An 18669-nucleotide genomic window follows, 5' to 3' on the forward strand; every position below is an offset into this window, starting at 1 on the left:
GACGAAAGTCACAGCCGTAAGGTGATGAACTGTGCAGTTGCAGCAGCTCGCCTATTTCGTGGCGGTGGCAGAGACGCGCCACTTCACCCACGCGGCCGAGCGGATGCGGGTGGCCCAGCCGTCGCTGAGCAAGCAGATCAAGACCCTGGAGGCCGACCTCGGCGCGCCCCTGTTCAGCCGGGCGCGGGGCAACGTCACCCTCACCCCCGCTGGGGAGGCCCTGCTGCCGCTGGCGCGGCGCATGCTGGCCGACGCCGAGACGGCCCGGCGCGAGGTCGCCGAACTCGCCGGGCTGCGGCGCGGCCGGGTCAGGCTGGGGGCCACGCCCTCGCTGTGCGCGGGGCTGCTGGCCGACGCGCTGGCCCGGTTCCACCACGACTACCCAGGAGTGGAGATCCAGGTCGAGGAGGGCGGCTCACGCGACCTCGTGCGGGCGCTGGCCCGGGGACAGCTCGACCTGTCGCTGATCATCCTGCCGCTGCAGGGCGACGACCCGTCGCTGGTGACCGAGGAGATCCTGCGGGAGCACCTCGTGGTGGCCGCCCCGGCCCATCTGGCCACGGGTCAATCCACCGGCCGCCGTCCCCACGTGCGCATCGACGAGCTGCGGCGCCGTCCGCTGGTGATGTTCCGGCGCGGGTACGACCTGCGCGAGGCCACCCTGAACGCGTGCCGCCAGGCCGGGTTCGAACCCCGGTTCGCCGTGGAGGGCGGCGAGATGGACGCCGTGCTCCGGTTCGTCGAGGCCGGGCTCGGGGTGGCCGTGGTGCCCTCGATGGTGCTCGACGGACGGCCCGGCCTGGTGGGCGCGCCCCTGCTGCCGGGGCTGCGCAGAACCGTTGCGCTGGCGCACCGCAAGGATGTCGAGCCGACTCGGGCGGCCCAGGCCTTCAGGGCCGTCCTGCTGGCATTCCTCGACGAGGCGACCCGCGAAGGCACCCTCCCCGAAGGCGTCGAAGCGCTCCCCCAGCACTAGTGGCCTGTCGCTACTATTTGGGGTGCCCTCCTCTGGAAAGAGGCCTTCGTGCCCGCTCTCTCCCATGGTTTGCCCGACCTCGTCACCCTCCTCCTCATAGAGGACGACGCCGAGGACGCTTTCCTTGTCGAGGAGCTGCTGGCCGAGGCGCAGAAGCCGCCGAAGATCATCTGGGCCCGCAGCCTCGCCGAGGGACGCGACCGGTTCACCGCCGAGGTGAGCTGCGTCCTGGTCGACCTGTCGCTGCCCGACGCGATGGGTCTGGACGCCGTGCGCCAGGTGACCGCCATGGCGCCCGACACGGCCGTGGTCGTGCTGACCGGCCTCAACGACGTGCAGATCGCCATCGACGCGGTCGCCGCCGGCGCCGAAGACTATCTGATCAAGCAGGACGTCGACGGCAAGCTGCTGGCCCGCGCGATCCGCTACGCCATGGAGCGCAAGCGCGGCGACATCGCCGAACGCGAGCTGGTGGAGCAGCGCCTGATCCGCGAGGAGACCGCCCGGCTCGAACACGGGCTGCTCCCGACGCCGATCCTCCACACCGACGCCCTGGTCCACCAGTCGACCTACCTGCCCGGCCGCGAGGCGGGCCTGCTCGCGGGCGATTTCTGGGACACCATCCAGACCGCCGACGGCGCGATCCACGTCCTGGTCGGAGACGTCTGCGGGCACGGCCCCGACGAGGCCGCGCTGGGCGCGGCCCTGCGCATCGCGTGGCGCACCCTCACGCTGGCCGGGCTCGACGGCAACGGGGTGCTGCGGACGATGGACTCGGTGCTGCGGCTGGAGCGCGGCTCACCGGAGATCTTCACCACGCTCGTCACCGCGACGATCGCCCCCGGCCTCGACTCGGCCCGGCTCTACGTGGTCGGGCACCCGCCACCCGTGGTTATCCTCGGTGACGACGTCGAGGTGGTCACCGAGGTGCCGTCGGGCCCGCCGCTCGGGATCTTCCCCGACATGGAGTGGGTCCCGGTCGACATCACCCTGGGCGAGCCGTGGTCGCTCCTCTTCTACACCGACGGGCTCATCGAGGCCACCGTGGGCGACGGCCGCGACCTGCTGGGCACCGAGGGGCTGATCCGTTTGGTCCGCGAACAGGGCGGTATCTTCCTCGACCAGTTGATCGAACAGGTCAAGACCATGCACGCCGACGCGCTGACCGACGATCTCGCGGCCGTCGCGCTCTCCCGGAGGTGACATGAGCAGGACCCTCAGCCCGCTCGCCCCGCCCAAGCCGCCGCGCGGGCTGGGGAAGCTCCCCGCGGGCCGCTGGTTCCTCCTGGTCGGCGCGATCGTGACCCTGCTGTTCGCGGCGTCGATCGCGTTCACGCTCCAGACGATGAACTACACCCGCGAGGCCAGGGCGATCCTCATCGAGGTCATCGACCCCATGGTGCTCCACACACTGGAGTTGTCGACGGCGGTCTCCAACGAGGAGGCCGCGATGCGCGGCTACGGCCGCACCAACGAGGCCTTCTACCTCCAGGACTACGACGCGGCCGAGCGTGCCTCGGCGACCGCGCGCGGCAGGATCGAGGCCCTGCTGCCGCGGGTGCCGGAGTTGCGGGACGAATCCGACCGCCTGGTCGAGGCGATCGAGACCTGGCGCACGCGCTACGCCGCCGAGGTCGTCCGGCAGGTGCCCGAACTCGGCAAGGACACCGCCGCCTCGCTCGCCAATCTGAACACCGAGACCTTCGGCGCCGTCCGGGACGCCCTGTCCGCCCAGCAGAACCACCTCACCACCCTCCACGGCGACGCCGCGACCCGCCTGGAGCGGGGCTGGGACGTCTTCTACGGCGCGCTCGCCTCCCTCGCCGCCGTGCTGCTGCTCGCCGGCATCGCCTTCACCCTGCTGGTGCGCTACGTCGTCCTGCGGCCCGTCGCCACGCTCCAGGACCAGGTCCGCAAGGTCGCCGCCGGCGACTTCGACACCGAGCTCAACGTCGCCCGCCCGGCCGAGATGGCCGAGTTGTCGGGTCACGTCGACGCGATGCGCCGCCGGGTGCTGCGCGAGTGGCGGGAGACCCAGCGGGCCCAGCAGGCCCTGGCCGACCAGGCAGCCGAGCTCAAGCGGTCGAACAGCGAACTGGAGCAGTTCGCGTACGTCGCCAGCCACGACCTCCAGGAGCCCCTGCGCAAGGTCTCCAGCTTCAGCCAGATGCTGGAGCAGCGCTACGGCGACCAGCTCGACGACCGGGCCAAGCAGTACATCAAGTTCGCCGTCGACGGCGCCAAGCGCATGCAGCTCCTGATCAACGACCTGCTCGACTTCAGCCGGGTCGGCCGGGTCTCCGACGACCGGGTGCCGACCTCGACGGCCGACGCGCTGCAGACCGCGCTCGACAACCTGGCCGCCCGCATCGAGGACAACGACGCCACGGTCGTGCACGAGAACCTGCCGGTCGTCAGCGGCAACCGAATGCTGCTCACCCAGCTCTTCCAGAACCTGATCGGCAACGCGATCAAGTTCCGCTCCGAAGATCCCCCCGAGATCGTCATCACCGCCGAGCGCAAAGACGGAATGTGGGAGTTCGCCTGTTCCGACAACGGCATCGGGGTGGACGCGAAGTACGCTGACCGCATCTTCCTGATCTTCCAGCGGCTGCACCCCCGGGACGTCTACCCCGGGACCGGCATCGGGCTGGCGCTCTGCCGGAAGATCGTCGAATATCACGGTGGCCGGATCTGGCTCGAAGAGAGCCCCGATCACAAGGGCACCACGTTCCGCTGGACTCTGGAGGCCACTGATGAATGAGCTGCGCTGGATCGACGTCCTCCTGGTCGAGGACGACCCGGGCGACGTGCTGCTCACCCAGGAGGCCTTCGAGGCGAACAAGGTTCGGAACAAGCTCCACATCGTCAACGACGGCGAGCAGGCGATGCGCTTCCTCCGCCAAGAGGGCGAGTACGAGGGCTCGGCCCGCCCCGACCTGATCCTGCTCGACCTCAACCTGCCGCGTAAGGACGGCCGGGAGGTGCTGGAGGAGATAAAGGCCGACCCGGAGCTGCGCTCGATCCCCGTCGTGGTGCTGACCACGTCGGAGGCCGAGGAGGACATCGTCAGGAGCTACAAGCTCCACGCCAACGCGTACGTCTCCAAGCCGGTGGATTTCGACCAGTTCATCCGGGTAGTACGACAGATCGATGATTTCTTCGTAACCGTCGTGAAGCTCCCAGGGAATTCGCACAGAGGCTCATGATCAGGAAACGTGACAGGAATCACAGGCCAGAAGTCAGTGACCCTCCTCACACGTATCTATGACATGGTCGTAACGTAGCCCCCACCAATACGGCGTGGCGACGCGGCGGTTCGGCGCGAGCCGCCCAACACGGCGTCACGCGGTCAGTTCCGGTGGAAGGTCTCCGATGACCCAGCAGACGGCCGAGAGCCCGGCCAGAAAACAACGCGCTCAGCTCAAGGTGCGTACGCTCCGCACCGACCGATGGTGGCTCGCGCCGGCGCTCACGTTCGCCGGTCTCACCTTCTTCTTGATCTACGGTTTCTGGGCGATCTTCGACAAGAGCTACTTCGTAGAGCCCTATATCGCGCCCTTCTCCTCGCCGTGCCTGACGACGGCGTGCCCGGAGGGCGCCCGGTTGTTCGGCTGGGCCCCGATCGGCGACTGGTTCACGTTGCCGCCCGGCTTGATCATCCTCGGCCTCCCGGCCGGCTTCCGGTTCACGTGCTACTACTATCGGAAGTCCTACTACCGGTCGTTCTGGCTGAGCCCGCCCGCCTGCGCCGTGGGCGAGCCGCACAAGAAGTACACCGGCGAGACCCGTCTCCCGCTGGTCATCCAGAACGTCCACCGCTACTTCTTCTATGGCGCGATCCTGATCGGCGCCGTGCTGAGCTACGACGCGATCCTCGCGCTGATCCACAAGCCGGCGGGGCTGGGCACCTGGATCCTGCTGGTCAACGCGGTCCTGATCGTGCTGTACACGCTGTCGTGCCACTCGTGCCGGCACATCACCGCCGGGCGGCTCAACCACTTCAGCAAGCACCCGCTGCGTTACCGGGCCTGGACCTTCGTCTCCAAGCTCAACGCCAAGCACATGCAGCTGGCATGGGCGTCGCTGTTCTCGGTGATGATCGCCGACTTCTACGTCCGCATGGTGGCCAAGGGCGTCATCACCTTCCCGTTCGCGTAAGGACTGTTCACCGTGGAACGTCACGAATACGACGTCGTCGTCATCGGGGCCGGCGGAGCCGGGCTCCGGGCGGCGATCGAGGCACGTCAGCAGGGCAAGCGCACCGCGATCGTCTGCAAGTCGCTGTTCGGCAAGGCGCACACCGTCATGGCCGAGGGCGGCGCGGCGGCGGCGATGGGCAACGTCAACTCCGACGACAACTGGATGGTCCACTTCCGCGACACCATGCGGGGCGGCAAGTTCCTGAACAACTGGCGGATGGCCGAACTGCACGCGAAGGAGGCGCCCGACCGGGTCTGGGAGCTGGAGGCGTGGGGCGCGCTGTTCGACCGCACCAAAGACGGCAAGATCAGCCAGCGCAACTTCGGCGGGCACGAGTACCCGCGCCTGGCCCACGTCGGCGACCGCACCGGCCTGGAGATGATCCGCACCCTCCAGCAGCGCGTGGTGGCCCTCCAGCAGGAGGACTTCGAGGTCCACGGCGACTACGAGGCCTACATCAAGGTCTTCGCCGAGTGCACCGTCACCCGCCTGCTGAAGGACGGCGACGCGATCTCCGGCGCCTTCGCCTACTGGCGCGAGACCGGCAAGTTCATCGTCTTCGACGCCCCGGCCGTGGTCCTGGCCACCGGCGGCATCGGCAAGTCGTTCGTGGTCACCTCGAACTCCTGGGAGTACACGGGCGACGGCCACGCGCTGGCCCTGCTCGCGGGCGCCCAGCTCATCAACATGGAGTTCATCCAGTTCCACCCGACCGGCATGGTCTGGCCGCCGTCGGTCCGGGGCATCCTGGTGACCGAGTCGGTGCGCGGCGACGGCGGGGTGCTGCGCAACTCCGAGGGCCGCCGGTTCATGTTCGACTACATCCCCGACGTGTTCAAGGACAAGTACGCCACGACCGAGGAGGAGGGCGACCGCTGGTACACCGACCAGGCCAACAACCGCCGTCCCCCGGAGCTGCTGCCGCGTGACGAGGTCGCCCGGGCGATCAACTCCGAGGTGAAGGCCGGGCGTGGCTCACCTCAGGGCGGCGTCTTCCTGGACGTCTCCAGCCGCCTCCCCGCCGCCGAGATCATCAAGCGGCTGCCGTCGATGCACCACCAGTTCAAGGAACTGGCCGACGTCGACATCACCGCCGAGCCGATGCAGGTCGGCCCGACCTGCCACTACGTCATGGGCGGCGTCGAGGTCGACGCCGACACCGCCGCCGCCTCGGTGCCGGGCCTGTTCGCGGCCGGCGAGGTGTCGGGCGGCATGCACGGCTCCAACCGCCTGGGCGGCAACTCGCTGTCCGACCTGCTGGTCTTCGGCCGCCGGGCGGGCGCGGGCGCGGCGGCGTACGTCGACTCGCTGGGCGGGCGTCGCCCGCAGGTGACCGGCGTCGAGGAGGCCCACGCCGAGGCCGTCGCCCCCCTGGAGCGCCAGGGTGGCGAGAACCCCTACGAGGTCCACCACGAGCTCCAGCGCACGATGAACGACCTGGTCGGCATCATCCGCAAGGAGAACGAGGTCGCCGAGGCCCTGCAGGTGGTCGAGAAGCTCAAGGAGCGCGCGACCAACACCACCGCCCCCGGCGGCAAGATCTACAACCCCGGCTGGCACCTCGCCATCGACCTGCGCAACATGCTGCTGGTCAGCGAGTGCGTCGCCAAGGCCGCGCTGCTGCGGCAGGAGAGCCGGGGCGGCCACACCCGCGACGACTACCCGGCCATGGAGCCGGAGTGGCGGCGCAGGCTGCTGGTCTGCTCGGCCAAGCCCGACGGCTCCGAGGTCCAGGTCGTCGAGAAGACCCAGGTGTCCATGCGCGCCGACCTGATCACCCTGTTCGACCGGGCCGAGCTCTCGAAGTACCTCACCGAGGAAGAACTCGCGGAGTACGACGCCGCGGCCAAGGAGTTGTCATGAGCTACAAGGGCAAGTTCCGCGTCTGGCGCGGCGAGGGCGGAGAAGGCCGCCTGGAGGACTTCACGGTCGAGGTCAACGAGGGCGAGGTCGTCCTCGACGTCATCCACCGTCTCCAGGCCACCCAGGCGCCCGACCTCGCGGTGCGCTGGAACTGCAAGGCCGGCAAGTGCGGCTCGTGCTCGATGGAGATCAACGGCAAGCCGCGTCTGGGCTGCATGACCCGCATGTCGACCTTCACCGAGGACGAGACCATCACGGTCACCCCGATGCGCACCTTCCCGGTCATCAAAGACCTGGTGACGGACGTGTCGTTCAACTACCAGAAGGCCCGCGAGGTCCCGTCGTTCACGCCGCCGAAGGACGTGAAGCCGGGCGAATACCGCATGCAGCAGATCGACGTGGAGCGCTCGCAGGAGTTCCGCAAGTGCATCGAGTGCTTCATGTGCAACAACGTCTGTCACGTCATCCGCGACCACGAGGAGAACAAGACCCACTTCGCGGGTCCGCGTTTCCTCATGCGCATCGCCGAGCTCGACATGCACCCCTATGACGTGGCCGACCGCAAGGACTCCGCGCAGGAGGAGCACGGCCTGGGGTACTGCAACATCACGAAGTGCTGCACCGAGGTGTGCCCGGAGCACATCAAGATCACCGACAACGCGCTGATCCCGATGAAGGAGCGTGTGGTCGACCGGAAGTACGACCCGCTGGTCTGGCTGGGGAACAAGATCTTCCGCCGCTGACCGTGCCGCGAAAAAGCCGGGCTGGATCTCCAGCCCGGCTTTTCCATGTCAGGAGTGCGCGGTCAGCGTGTCCCAGAAGGCCAGGTTGTGGGCGGCGGCCTGGTCCCAGGGCCCGACGCCACCGGGGCCGAGCCCCAGGCCCTGGACGTAGGGCGTGGGGTCGCCGGGCCGTACCGGCTGCCAGCGCGGCAGGCCGGGACCGTTCGGGGTGCCGGTCGCGGCGAAGCGTGTCCAGTAATCGATCATCGTGTCGCTCAGCCGGCGCTGCTGCCTGTTCAGGGGCGCGGTGAGCGAGGAGGTGTCGAACAGGTAGGACAACTCGGAGCTGTGGAAGGCGAGGGGCTGGACACCGTGGGCCAGGGGGAAGAGCGGGGGCGCGGTACGGTCGGTGAACTCGTAGGCGTAGGTGGGCACGTGCTCGGCGAACAGCAGGTTGTTGTCGCGGGCCACCCACGTCCACTCGAGATCGCTCATGATGGCCGCCGCGGCCTGGAGCGGCGAACCGTGCGCGCCCGGCGGATACTTCGCCAGCACGGCGGCGGCCTTGTCGCCGAAGTTCCGGTTAACGGCCGCCTCGAACGCCTCCTGCCCGGGATCGGTGAAGAGCACCGAGGCGAACAGCGTGCCCTCGTCCCGGGTGGTGCCGGACAACACGGGCACCCGGTGGAACCGTCCCTCCGCGAACACCTTCGCGGGGTCCTCCGGCAGGACGGCGTTGCCGTAGCCCGGCAGCGGCAGCGGCGTCTGGGCGAGCAGCTCGGGGACGGACTTGCCGCGCAGGCAGGCCAGGGCGGTGGCCGGATCGGCGCACCCGAGTCCGGCGGCGATCACCTGACCGTAGCCCTCGTGCGCCTCCCGCGGGATCCACAGCGGCACGCCGAGGAAGGGGGTGACCCCGGCGGCGGCGAAGTCGCCCATCCGGCAGGCGCTGCTCTGCATGATCGCCCTATGGAAGAGCCCCGCGGCGGAGGGCGAGGCGAGCTGCGCGCACACCGAGTGCGAGCCGGCCGACTCCCCCGCGAGCGTCACGTTGCCCGGATCGCCGCCGAAGGCGGCGGCGTTGCGCGCCACCCAGCGCAGGGCGGCCTGCTGGTCCTCGATGCCGAACGCGCCGCTGTTCTCCAGCCCCGGGTAGCCGTAGAAACCGAGGATCCCCAGCCGGTAGTTGACGGTCACCACGACCACGTCGCCCCGGACGGCGAGCCGGCGTGCGTCGTTGTCGCTGCCCGCCCCGGTCATCAGGCCACCGCCGTGCAACCAGACCACGACCGGCTTGCGCCGCACCGGCGATGCGGAGGCCGGCACCACCACGTCGAGGTAGAGACAGTCCTCGCTGTCGCTGCCGGGAAGGCTCGTGACGCCGGGCAACTGGGCGCACCGGTCCCCGGGAGCCGTCGCCGCGCGCACGCCCTGCCACGGTGCGACCGGTTGCGGCGAACGCCACCGCAGCTCGCCGACCGGCGGAGCGGCGTACGGGATGCCCTGGAAGAGCCGGTGGTCTCCGGCCGTGGTGCCGCGCAACCAGCCGGTGTCGACGCGGACCGTGGCCGCCTGGCCGCCGTGGTGGCGGTCAGGCGGCGTCGTGGTCGCCGCGGCCGGCAACGCCGTCGTCGTGAGCGCGGCAGCGGTCACGAGGGTGGTGACCGTTCGCCATAAGGGGATCATCGTCCGACGCTACAAGATCGACATCTTCCGGACGCCTTTTCGTCCCGAAGCTGGCGCGAATCGACGATGCGCGGCGAAGACCGGTCCGGAGGCCGGACCGGTCTTCGGCTGTCCTACCAGGGAGACGGCGCCGGGGGCGCCACGACCGGCGGGCGGTCGTCGCAGGTGATGGTGTTGGGGAGCTGCCACGCGCCGGCCCACGGTCCGGTGGTGCCGCCGCCGTCGTTGCCGCCCAGGTCGGTCACGGAGAACTCCGAGCCCGTGGGCGGGAAGCCGAACGAGCCGCAGTTGTTGATGCCCACGGCCCCGACGTTGCGGGCGTCGACGTTCTCGAACGACGCGCCGCCCTTGACGCGGGCGCTTAGCACCGACGTGCCGGTGCCGTCGATCCTGATGTTCTTGAACTTCACGCCGGTGATCGAGTAGAGGTCCTTCACGCCCCACTCGCTCACCATCATGATCGCGTTGTAGGTGCTGTCGAGGTAGTGGTCGCCGGTGACCTGGATGTCGTTCTCGATCGAGCGGTCGAGGGCGTAGAACCAGATCGAGCCGAGGCCGATGCGCCAGTTCAGGTCGAACGCGCCGGCCCGGACGGTGGTGTTGTCGGTGAACTTCAGCGTGCCGGTGAAGGGCTCGGCGCCGAAGCGGGAACCGGCGTGCAGGCCGGAGCCCTCACGCAGCGGGTCGGCCACCAGGTTGTTCGAGACGACGTTGTCCTTGCCGCCGTAGATCGCGATGCCGTTGGCGAGCGTGGGGGTCTGCACGGTGTTGCGGTCGAAGACGTTGTTCACGTTGGGGTTCTTCTCCGACCACATGGCCAGGCCGTCGTCACCCGTGTTGCGGATGAAGTTGTTGGCCACCACCGAGTTCGTCACGCCGCCGTGGAAGTTCAGGGCGTCGGCCATCTGGTCGACGATGATGTTGTCGGTCACCTTGATGTTGTCCATCGGGCCGTCGAACCAGAGCCCGACCTTGGTGTGCCGGATGTACAGGCCCTTGATCGTCGAGTCGCTCATCGCGCCGCCGATGCCGTTGACCTGGTCGGTGTCGATTCTCTCGCGTACGTCGCCCTCGATGGTGAAGCCCGACAGGTGCACGTTCCGGCTACCGCCGTCGGCGGCGTCCTTGCCGTAGAAGCCGACGCCGGTGTGCACCGAGCCGTCGGGGGCCGGGGTCGGCAGCGCGACCTCCTTGCCCTTGATGATCGTGTACCAGGACCCGGCGCCCTCGATCGTCACGTCGTCGACGATGATGTGGCGGTTGACCTGGTAGGTGCCCGGCGGGAGGTAGACCTTCAGGTCGCTCCGCTTGGCGAACGCGATGGCCTTCTCGATGGCCGGGGCCGAGTCCTTGCGGCCGGTGGGGTCGGCGCCGAACAGCAGCACGTTGGCGGCCACCACCCGCACGTGGGGAGCGCCGACGACCTCGGAGTCGAGCAGGTCGATGACCGTCCAGGCGGCGTTGGTGTTCGCCGGGGCGGTGAGCCGGACCTTGTCACCCGCCTTGTACGTCTTGCCGAGCAGGAGCCGCTGCTCGTCGTAGAAGTGCATCGGCCGGAACGGCTTGGTGATCTCGGGCGTGGGGCTGGTCGCGGCCGGCACGCACTGGCACTCGGTGATCCACCAGTCGGGGTGCAACAGCCCGGCGTTGGGGTCGTTGGTGAACGGATACTGGTTGTAGAGCCACGAGAACTGGCTCGTCAGCGTCATGGTCTTCTTGTTGCCGCCGTTGACGGTCACGTTCAGCGGCGCGGTGATGCCGCCGCCGTTCGGGGCGTCGGGGACGCTGTAGCGGACGGTGAGGGCGTTGGCGGCCTTCGGCAGGGTGAACTCCACCCACTGCCCGGGGGTGAGCTTGACCGCCTTGCGGCCCGAGGCCTCGGCCGGGAGCGTGTACGCGTTCCTGTCGGGGCCGATCACGACGCCGTTGGTGACCGCGTTCTCGGCCTCCTGCTCGACGAACGGGACGTTCGCGCCGCGGCCGGCCACCAGCGACGGGTCGAGCCCGGCGCGGGTGACCGCGGTCGGGGTCGCCGTCTGACGTGCCGTCTGATGTGCCGCGGCCGGGCCGGCCACCACCAGGCCCAAGCCCACGGCGGTGGCCGTGACCGCCGCCAACGCCACTCTTCGTGACATCTCGTGCTCGTTTCTGTCGGGGGGTGAACACCTGAGGGTGAGGTGACAGTAGGTCGCCCGTGCCCCGTTCCACAAGAGCCCTGCGAAATAGTTTCGTAACGCTCTCGCTTTCTTGCGCGCTTTGAAGCCGCGTGTTGCACGCTCACGCAACGCACGACCAGGTCGGACGTCATGTGCACAGAAAGAAACAGCCCTCCCGATCGGGAGGGCTGTCAGGTGACCGGGTCAGTAGGGGCGGCGGCCCTGCTGCGTCTGGTCGTCGTCGGGCGGGTGGTTGGAGCTCTCGAGGACGTAACCCTTGGCGTAGGTCGGCGACGGCGGCGCGGGCGCCGGCGGAGGCGTCGGCGGCTGCTGCTGGTAGACGTAGGGCTGCGTGTAGTCCTGCGGGGGCGCGGCCGGCGTCGGGAACGGCATCGGGTAGGGCACCGGCACGTAGTTGACGACCTGCTGCGGCGGCTGCTGCGGCGGGTAGGGCTGCCCGTAGGGGTAGGGCTGCGGGCCGTAGGGCTGCATCGGGTAACCCGGGTAGGGCATCATCGCCACGTTCGGCGGCAGCTGCGGCCCCGCCTTGCGGACCGCCGCCGCGTGGGCCAGGCGGCGCAGCCGGCCCTCGAAGATCAGCCAGGCGAGCAGCGCCAGCAGCACCAGCACGGCGGCCGGGACGGCCAGCTTGCGGCTGAGCGTGACCTCGTCGAAGTAGGGCGTCGCGTTGCGGATCTCCACCTGGGCCGTCTCGGGCACCGGCTGGTTCATGCCGCCGCCCTGGGTCGGCTGGGCGCCGGTGGGCGGGTCGGCCGGGGCCAGGGTGACGCCGGGCTCGGACTCGGCCGGGTCGCTCGGCACCGTCTCGGCGGGCGGCGGCGCGACGTCGTTGGTGGGCGGCGCCACCGGTTGCTCCTGCGTCACCGTCGGGATCGGCTGCTGCTCCTGCGGGGGGTCCTGCGTCTGCTGCGCCGGCGGGGTCGTCGGCTTCTTCGTCGGCGTGGGGGTCACCGTCTGGGTGACGGTGACCACGGCCTCCGACGGGGTCGGCGAGGGCGTCATGGTGATCGTCGTGGTCACCGTGTCGCAGGACTGGTTGACGTCGCAGGGGTCGACGGGGTTGGCCGCGCTCGCGCCGGCGGCCACCATCACGGCCACACCGAGCGAACCGACCACCGCGGCCAGCACCGCCGCGGCTCTCCTGGGCGCTCGACCGACCACCGGGTTCCTCCGCCGCTTTTGCCTGACTCCGTACGTCAAACAAATACTAGTCCGGCAAAGTACCGGCAAACCTCACTTTGGTTGCGGGTCGGAAACGACCTTGCGCCGTCCGAGCCGCATCTGCAGCGCCAGCACCGCGATCAGGGCCGCGATCGCGGCGATCACACCCGGCCAGCCCTTGACGAGCTCCAGGCCCGAATCCTCCTGCGCGATCGCCTGTGTGTTGTTCAGCGACCGGGTCAGCGGCGGGCCACTCGGCGTGGGCGTCGCCATCGGCATCAGCAGTTCGGGCGGCGTGCCGCCCTCGACCATCCCGGGCGGCAGCGGCGGGCCGGGCGGGAGCTGCGGCAGCGGCGGCAGGTTCGACAACCCTCCTGACAACGGCTCCTGCATCAGCTCGCCGGGAGCGGGCGCGGGGGCCGCGTTCGGCATCGGCTGCGGCACCTCCACCGGCGCGCCGGGGGCCGCCTGCGGCAGGTTCACGCCCGGTCCCGCCTGCTCTCCGATCGCCATCTGACCAGGGGCGACCTGCGCCTCCTGCCCCGGCTGAGGCGCCGGGGGGAGGTTCGGCTGCTGACCGGGCGCGGCGTCGACGAGCGGGCTCTGACCAGGGTTGACATTGCCGGGCATCTCGGGCATCGGGATGCCGGGCATGGCCTGTGGCTGGGCGACCGGCTCGGCGAGCTGGTGGCCCTTGGGACCGCGCTGCTCCCCGCCCCCGCGAAATTCGGGCGGACCCTGCTGGTCGGGGCCTCCCGGCCAGCCCTGCTCTCCCCCGCCGTGAACCTGAGGCGGGCCCTGCCGGCCGGGACCTCCCGGCCGGCCCCGCTCGTCCCCGCCGTGAATGTGAGGCGGACCCTGCTCGTCCCGACCGTGCGTCTCGGGCCGGCCAGGCATCTCGGCCTCGCGGATCCGGGGCCGGTGCTGCCCCTCGCCGCGGGCCCGCGAACGGCCCCGCTCCTCGGCCGCGCGGGCGCGCGGGCGGTTGCGCCCCTCGGTCTGGCGGGTACGCGGCCGCGCGGCGGTCTCCCGGGTGGACGGGTCGGCCGGAACGTAGACGGGCGGCTGCGCCTGCATCGGGGGCGCCACCATGCTCTCGACCGCGAACGCCTGCATCGGCGGCGCGACCTGGCTCTCGGCGACGTACACCGGGCGGTTCTGGAAGTCGCCCACCTGGGTCTGGGCCTCGGAGGTCACCCTGGCGGCCTCCTCGGCGAACTGGCCGGCGAGGGCGCGGGCCTCCGCGTCGGCCACGGCGGCCTGCTCGGCCGACTGGGTCACGCCGTCGGCCAGTTCGCCCGTCGCCGCGAGGGCGCTGAGCTTCCCGGGCGGCAGCGAGCTGAGGCGGGCGCACACGACGGCCACCCGGCGGGCCAGTTCGGCCGTGTCGAGGTTGAGCCGCATCGTGGCCGGAGCCTCCACGAACAGCCCCGGGCCCGTCATCGTCTGGTCGGGCTGGGCGGGGCCCGGCTGAAGGGGGCAGCGCCATCCCGGGCCGGTCGCCCCATCGGGCACCGAGCACGCGGCGTGACCGCAGACGGTCGCCAGGCGGAACCGCCAGACGTCACCCGTTCTCATCCACCGGCCGGGATCCTCCGAGGCCACGGCCGGTGTGGCCGACAGCGCCAGGATTCCGGCCCCGACCAGGGACACCACACGTCCAGCGACCACCAGAATCCCCTCCCCGATTACACTCAGTAATCGTTATTCACACGAAGTGGGGGGACTCAACCCTCCTTGAGCAGATCTTGGACCTCCCGGACGATGGGGAGGTCGGCCGGCAACCACGGCACCGACTCGAACTCGAACGGCTCCAGCCACTGCAGGGCGAGGTGTTCGCGCGGCTCCGGCGCGCGGCCGCAGACGATCGTCGACAACCAGATCCGCAACACGTAGCCGTTGCTCAGCGGCCAGTCGCCGCCCACTCTCTTGCCCGGTTCGACGGTGACCCCGAGCTCCTCCTCGCACTCGCGCACCAGCGCGTCGAGATCGCTCTCTCCCGGATCGACCTTCCCGCCGGGAAACTCCCACCCGCCGCGCAACTCCGGCGGTTCGGCCCGCTGAGCGCTCAGCAGACGGCCGTCCGCGATGATCGCGGCCCCTACGACGACCTGTGTCATCAGACTCCCCGAACGTGGTTGACCCCGCCTTCGAACGAAGGAGGGTGAAAGGTGGTGTCACAGGATCGAACACATGTACGATCCCTGCTAGATCGTGGATTAGGTTGCCTACCGTGGCGCACATCGTGAAGCGGTCCTACAAGTACCGCTTCTACCCGACGTCCCGGCAGGCCGAAGAGCTGACCCGGACTTTCGGCTGCGTGCGCCTGGTCTACAACAGAGCCCTGGAAGAACGGACTCGTGCCTACCGACAGGAGGGCCGGAAAAGCTCCTACGCGCAGACCTCGGCCGCGCTGACGCAATGGAAACGCACAGAGGAGCTCAGGTTCCTCAACGAGGTGTCCTGCGTGCCGTTGCAGCAGACACTGCGCCACCTGCAGGCGGCGTTCACGCACTTCTACGCCAAGCGCGCCGACTACCCCGTCTTCAAGTCCCGCAAGAGGTCGCGGGCATCGGCCGAATACACCCGCTCGGCGTTCCGCTGGCGTGACGGCACCCTGACCCTGGCCAAGATGCATGCTCCGCTCGACATCGTGTGGTCGCGACCGCTGCCCGATGGCGCGGAGCCGTCGACGGTCACCGTGTCCAGAGATGCCGCAGGGCGCTGGTTCGTGTCCATCCTGATAGAGGAGAAAATCTCTCCGCTGGCCCCCACCGGGGCCATGGTCGGCGTCGACCTCGGAATCACCACTCTGGCGACCTTGTCGACCGGGGAGAAGATCGCCAACCCCAGGCATGAGCGGACGGACCACAGGAAACTCGCCAAGGCCCAGCGGGCGCTTGCCCGCAAGGCCGCCGGCAGCGCCAACCGGGCGAAGGCCAGACTTGTCGTCGCCCGGATCAAGGCTCGCATCACCGATCGAAGACGAGACCACCTGCACAAGGTCACGACACGGCTCGTTCACGAGAACCAAGTGATCGCCCTCGAGGACCTGGCCATCCGAAACATGGTCAAAAACCGTTCCCTGGCCCGCGCCATCAGCGACGCAGGTTGGCGTGAACTGCGCTCGATGCTGGAATACAAAGCGGCTTGGTACGGGCGGCACGTGCTGGTCGTCGACCGGTGGTTTCCCTCCAGCAAACGGTGCTCGGTCTGCGGATCTCTCACCACCACGATGGCCCTGGGCGTCCGGAACTGGGTGTGCGGCTGCGGCGCGGTCCACGACCGAGACGTGAACGCGGCCATCAACATCCTCGCCGCGGGGCTTGCGGAGAGGCGAAACGCCTGCGGAGCCGGTGTAAGACCCCAAGGAGAGCCCCTCTCTGGCAGGCGACCGGCGATGAAACAGGAACCCCTCGGGCGACCGCGGGAGCTCCCGTGCCTCCCGTACAGGGAGAATGCCAAGCCTGCCTAGGTTAGGGCCAGACGCTTGAGCTGCTCCAGCACATCGGGATTCTGCAGCGGCCGCGTGAAGCCGACGATGGCCGACCGGTCGCGGTAGGTGGTCACCTTGATGGGGCCGCAGAGCGTGCAGCGCGCCTCGACCATCTTGCCCGGCGAGACCACCATGCCCACGTGGCCGGGGTTGTCGGCCGAGGTCCCGGGGCCGGCGTTGAAGAACACCAGATCCCCGGCCTGCTCCTCGCCCGCGTCGATGCGCACCCCGAACGGCCACTGCCCGAACGTGGTGCGGGGGATGTTCAACCCCGCGTTCCGGTACGCCATGTAGATGATCCCCGAGCAGTCGTAGCCGGCGGGCCCGGTGCCGCCCCACACATAGGGCTTGCCGCGCTGCGCGAGGGCGTAGTCGAGGATCCTGTCGACCACCGCGTTGGGTGCGTCGTAGGCGACCTCGCAGGCCGGGTTGGCCTCCGGCGGCACGTCGACCGAGCCCGACTGGGCGTACTTGGCGGCGATCTCCAGCACCTGGTCGACGTACCAGTTGGCCCGGTTGTAGACGAACAGGGCCTTGCGCAGGTCGTCGGGGGCGCCGTTGCGCTTGAGCATCTTGGCCGCGCCCAGGATCGCGTCGGCGGGGTTGTAGACGTCGGCGACGCCGTCGTCGTCGCCGTCGGAGGCGTAGCCGTTGAACTCCGACGGGATCGGGATCCGGGCCTTGCCGCCCCACGTGCTGATGAGGAACTGCATCGGCCCGGCCGCGCCCGCGTAGTTGGTGCCGCTCTGCACGCCCGGCAGCTCCGACCGGCCGTGGTCGGTCTCGCGTTTGCCGACGGCGGCCAGCACGTTCCACTGCACGCCGACGGCCTCGCCGTGCCGCTTGTAGAGCTCCAGCATCTCCGGCGGGATGTCCTCCTGCGCGGTCTCCGACAGGTCGGAGGTGTCGACCTCGCAGGCCGCCGAGCCGCCGCCCATCATGATGTTGGGCAGCGGCGTCATCAGCACGATCGCGCCGAACATGGCCAGGGGCACCACGACGGCCAGCAGCCCGGCCAGCCACTTCCAGTTCGCGAGCCGGGTCGTGGTCACGGGGAGACGTCCCCGTCCTGGCCGCTGCCGGCCAGCTGCAGGTCGTAGACCCGCCAGTCGGAGCCGACCTGGACGACGGTGACCGCGTAGTCCTCGACCTGGTTCTTGGCCCCGCTCAACGCGGTGATCTCGGCGGTGCCCTCGACGACCACGACGACCGAGTCGGCCGACATGTCGCGGATCGACTTCAGCCGGGCCGAGCCCTTCGACACGATCTGGTCGGCCGTGTCGTGCTCGACGGCGGCCGGGGAGGTGACCGTACGGGTGAGGTCGTCGCCGAACTCGACCGTGGTGAACGCCTTGAGCCGGTCGGCCCGGCCCACCGCGTCGTTGTACGAGTAGGTGCCGTACTCGACGGTGAACCGCCGGGCCAGGTCGGCCGCCGCGCCGAGCTGGTCACGCGACAGCGGCAGGTAGGAGTAGACGTCGAACTCCGCCGACGGCGTGGTCGCCACCTGGCTCGGCACGGCCACCGGCGGCGCGGTGACCGTGCGGGTGGCTCCCGGAACCGCCGGTTCCGCCGCCCCGACCTCGCCGCTGCCGTCGCCCAGGGTCGTTAAGTAGATCCCGAGCACGGCCAGCACGACGACGGCGGCGACGAACAGGCCCTTCCTCCGGCCCTCGTTCATGATCAGTCCTTGTCGCGGGGCCGCAACCAGAACGGCGCGGCGCTGTCACCACCGCCGCCGCTGCCACCGCCGGAGCCGCCACCGCGACCGCTGTCGGAGCGGCCGGGCAACCAGAGGGGCGGCGCGTCGGAGGAGCGGGCGGGTCGCTCGGCCGGACGCGGCGACTCGGCCCGGGGCGCGCGGGTCGGTTCGGGGCGGGGCCGCTGCGGTGGCGGCGACGACCGGCGCGACGACGAGCCCGACGACCGTCCGCCGCCACCGCCTCCGCCGAAGAACCCGCCGCCGAGGATGCCGCCGCCCGAACCGCGAGACGCGGAAGGCCGCGAGGCCCAGCCGCCCGAACGGCCGCTGAACCAGCCGCCACCGCCGCCGCCCGTGCCACTGCCACCGCCGCCCGAAGAGGCGCGGGCGGGAGCCGCCGGCGCGGGCGCGGGCGGCCGGGTCGTGGCCGGTGGACGGCTCAGGTTGAGCGGCGGGGCAGCGCCGGTCCTGGGCGCGGGCACGCCGGTCTTGCGCCGGGCCGCCTGCTCCGGGTTCTCCAGCGGAGCGGGCTGGCCGTTCGCGCGCACGCCGACCCGCTCTTCGCCGCGGACCTTGCCCTGGGCGACCCCGGCCGCCGTCTGGGCGGCCCCGGCCGCGCCGCCGGTCGCACCGGCGACCGCGGCGTTGAGCATCGGCTCGGCCTTGCGCAGCCCCCAGCGGCC

The 18669-nt window shown here is 70.1% G+C and carries 15 protein-coding genes and 1 pseudogene; 8 read left to right on the forward strand and 8 right to left on the reverse strand.

All coding sequences use genetic code 11. The annotated features are described in order from the left end of the window. Window positions 1-31 precede the first annotated feature (31 nt). The 7 genes from GT755_RS36995 (at window position 32) to GT755_RS37025 (ending at window position 7785) form a co-directional block, all read left to right on the forward strand. The gene (locus GT755_RS36995) at window positions 32-976 is read left to right on the forward strand and encodes a LysR family transcriptional regulator (RefSeq protein ID WP_161484208.1); all 945 of its coding nucleotides are present in this window, start codon (window positions 32-34) and stop codon (window positions 974-976) included. 48 nt (window positions 977-1024) lie between these two features. Then, window positions 1025-2179 (forward strand): PP2C family protein-serine/threonine phosphatase, encoded by a 1155-nt coding sequence (locus tag GT755_RS37000; RefSeq protein ID WP_161484209.1) that lies wholly within the window; start codon window positions 1025-1027, stop codon window positions 2177-2179. Window position 2180: 1 nt separating this feature from the next. Next, the gene (locus tag GT755_RS37005) at window positions 2181-3740 is read left to right on the forward strand and encodes a sensor histidine kinase (protein ID WP_161484210.1); all 1560 of its coding nucleotides are present in this window, start codon (window positions 2181-2183) and stop codon (window positions 3738-3740) included. After that, on the forward strand, window positions 3733-4185 hold the full coding sequence (locus tag GT755_RS37010; protein ID WP_161484211.1) for a response regulator: 453 nt from the start codon (window positions 3733-3735) through the stop codon (window positions 4183-4185). The genes GT755_RS37005 and GT755_RS37010 overlap by 8 nt, the downstream gene beginning before the upstream one ends. Before the next feature lie 166 nt (window positions 4186-4351). Beyond that, complete coding sequence (locus GT755_RS37015; protein WP_161484212.1) at window positions 4352-5137, forward strand: hypothetical protein; 786 nt, start codon at window positions 4352-4354, stop codon at window positions 5135-5137. 3 nt (window positions 5138-5140) lie between these two features. Then, a complete protein-coding gene (locus GT755_RS37020; protein WP_161484233.1) occupies window positions 5141-7042 on the forward strand; it encodes a fumarate reductase/succinate dehydrogenase flavoprotein subunit in 1902 nt (633 codons plus the stop codon). After that, window positions 7039-7785 (forward strand): succinate dehydrogenase/fumarate reductase iron-sulfur subunit, encoded by a 747-nt coding sequence (locus GT755_RS37025; protein ID WP_030451866.1) that lies wholly within the window; start codon window positions 7039-7041, stop codon window positions 7783-7785. The genes GT755_RS37020 and GT755_RS37025 overlap by 4 nt, the downstream gene beginning before the upstream one ends. Before the next feature lie 48 nt (window positions 7786-7833). On the opposite strand, the gene GT755_RS37030 is transcribed toward GT755_RS37025, so the two are convergent. The 5 genes from GT755_RS37030 to GT755_RS37050 all read right to left on the reverse strand — a co-directional run bounded on the left by GT755_RS37030 (window position 7834) and on the right by GT755_RS37050 (window position 14908). After that, window positions 7834-9450, reverse strand: a complete 1617-nt coding sequence (locus tag GT755_RS37030) for a carboxylesterase/lipase family protein (protein ID WP_161484213.1) — start codon at window positions 9448-9450, stop codon at window positions 7834-7836. 113 nt (window positions 9451-9563) lie between these two features. Beyond that, complete coding sequence (locus GT755_RS37035) at window positions 9564-11585, reverse strand: glycosyl hydrolase family 28-related protein (protein ID WP_161484214.1); 2022 nt, start codon at window positions 11583-11585, stop codon at window positions 9564-9566. A 225-nt stretch (window positions 11586-11810) separates the two neighbouring features. Beyond that, complete coding sequence (locus GT755_RS37040) at window positions 11811-12788, reverse strand: hypothetical protein (protein WP_161484215.1); 978 nt, start codon at window positions 12786-12788, stop codon at window positions 11811-11813. Between the two features lie 72 nt (window positions 12789-12860). Next, on the reverse strand, window positions 12861-14459 hold the full coding sequence (locus GT755_RS37045; RefSeq protein ID WP_161484216.1) for a hypothetical protein: 1599 nt from the start codon (window positions 14457-14459) through the stop codon (window positions 12861-12863). A gap of 56 nt (window positions 14460-14515) precedes the next feature. After that, window positions 14516-14908, reverse strand: a complete 393-nt coding sequence (locus GT755_RS37050; RefSeq protein WP_161484217.1) for a (deoxy)nucleoside triphosphate pyrophosphohydrolase — start codon at window positions 14906-14908, stop codon at window positions 14516-14518. Window positions 14909-15021: 113 nt separating this feature from the next. Here GT755_RS37050 and GT755_RS37055 point away from each other — a divergent pair, with 113 nt between their 5' ends. Continuing rightward, window positions 15022-16263, forward strand: a complete 1242-nt coding sequence (locus tag GT755_RS37055) for an RNA-guided endonuclease InsQ/TnpB family protein (RefSeq protein WP_161484218.1) — start codon at window positions 15022-15024, stop codon at window positions 16261-16263. Here GT755_RS37055 and GT755_RS37060 read toward each other — a convergent pair. The 3 genes and pseudogenes from GT755_RS37060 to GT755_RS37070 form a co-directional block, all read right to left on the reverse strand. Next, the gene (locus tag GT755_RS37060; RefSeq protein ID WP_328794751.1) at window positions 16260-17336 is read right to left on the reverse strand and encodes a C40 family peptidase; all 1077 of its coding nucleotides are present in this window, start codon (window positions 17334-17336) and stop codon (window positions 16260-16262) included. The genes GT755_RS37055 and GT755_RS37060 overlap by 4 nt on opposite strands. After that, entirely contained in the window at window positions 17333-17965 is a 633-nt protein-coding gene (locus GT755_RS37065) for a hypothetical protein (protein ID WP_202610955.1), read from the reverse strand. The genes GT755_RS37060 and GT755_RS37065 overlap by 4 nt, the downstream gene beginning before the upstream one ends. Before the next feature lie 2 nt (window positions 17966-17967). Then, window positions 17968-18669, reverse strand: a pseudogene (locus GT755_RS37070) (hypothetical protein); the annotation flags it as partial.

The organism is Herbidospora solisilvae, assembly GCF_009901565.1.
Lineage (GTDB): Bacteria > Actinomycetota > Actinomycetes > Streptosporangiales > Streptosporangiaceae > Herbidospora > Herbidospora solisilvae.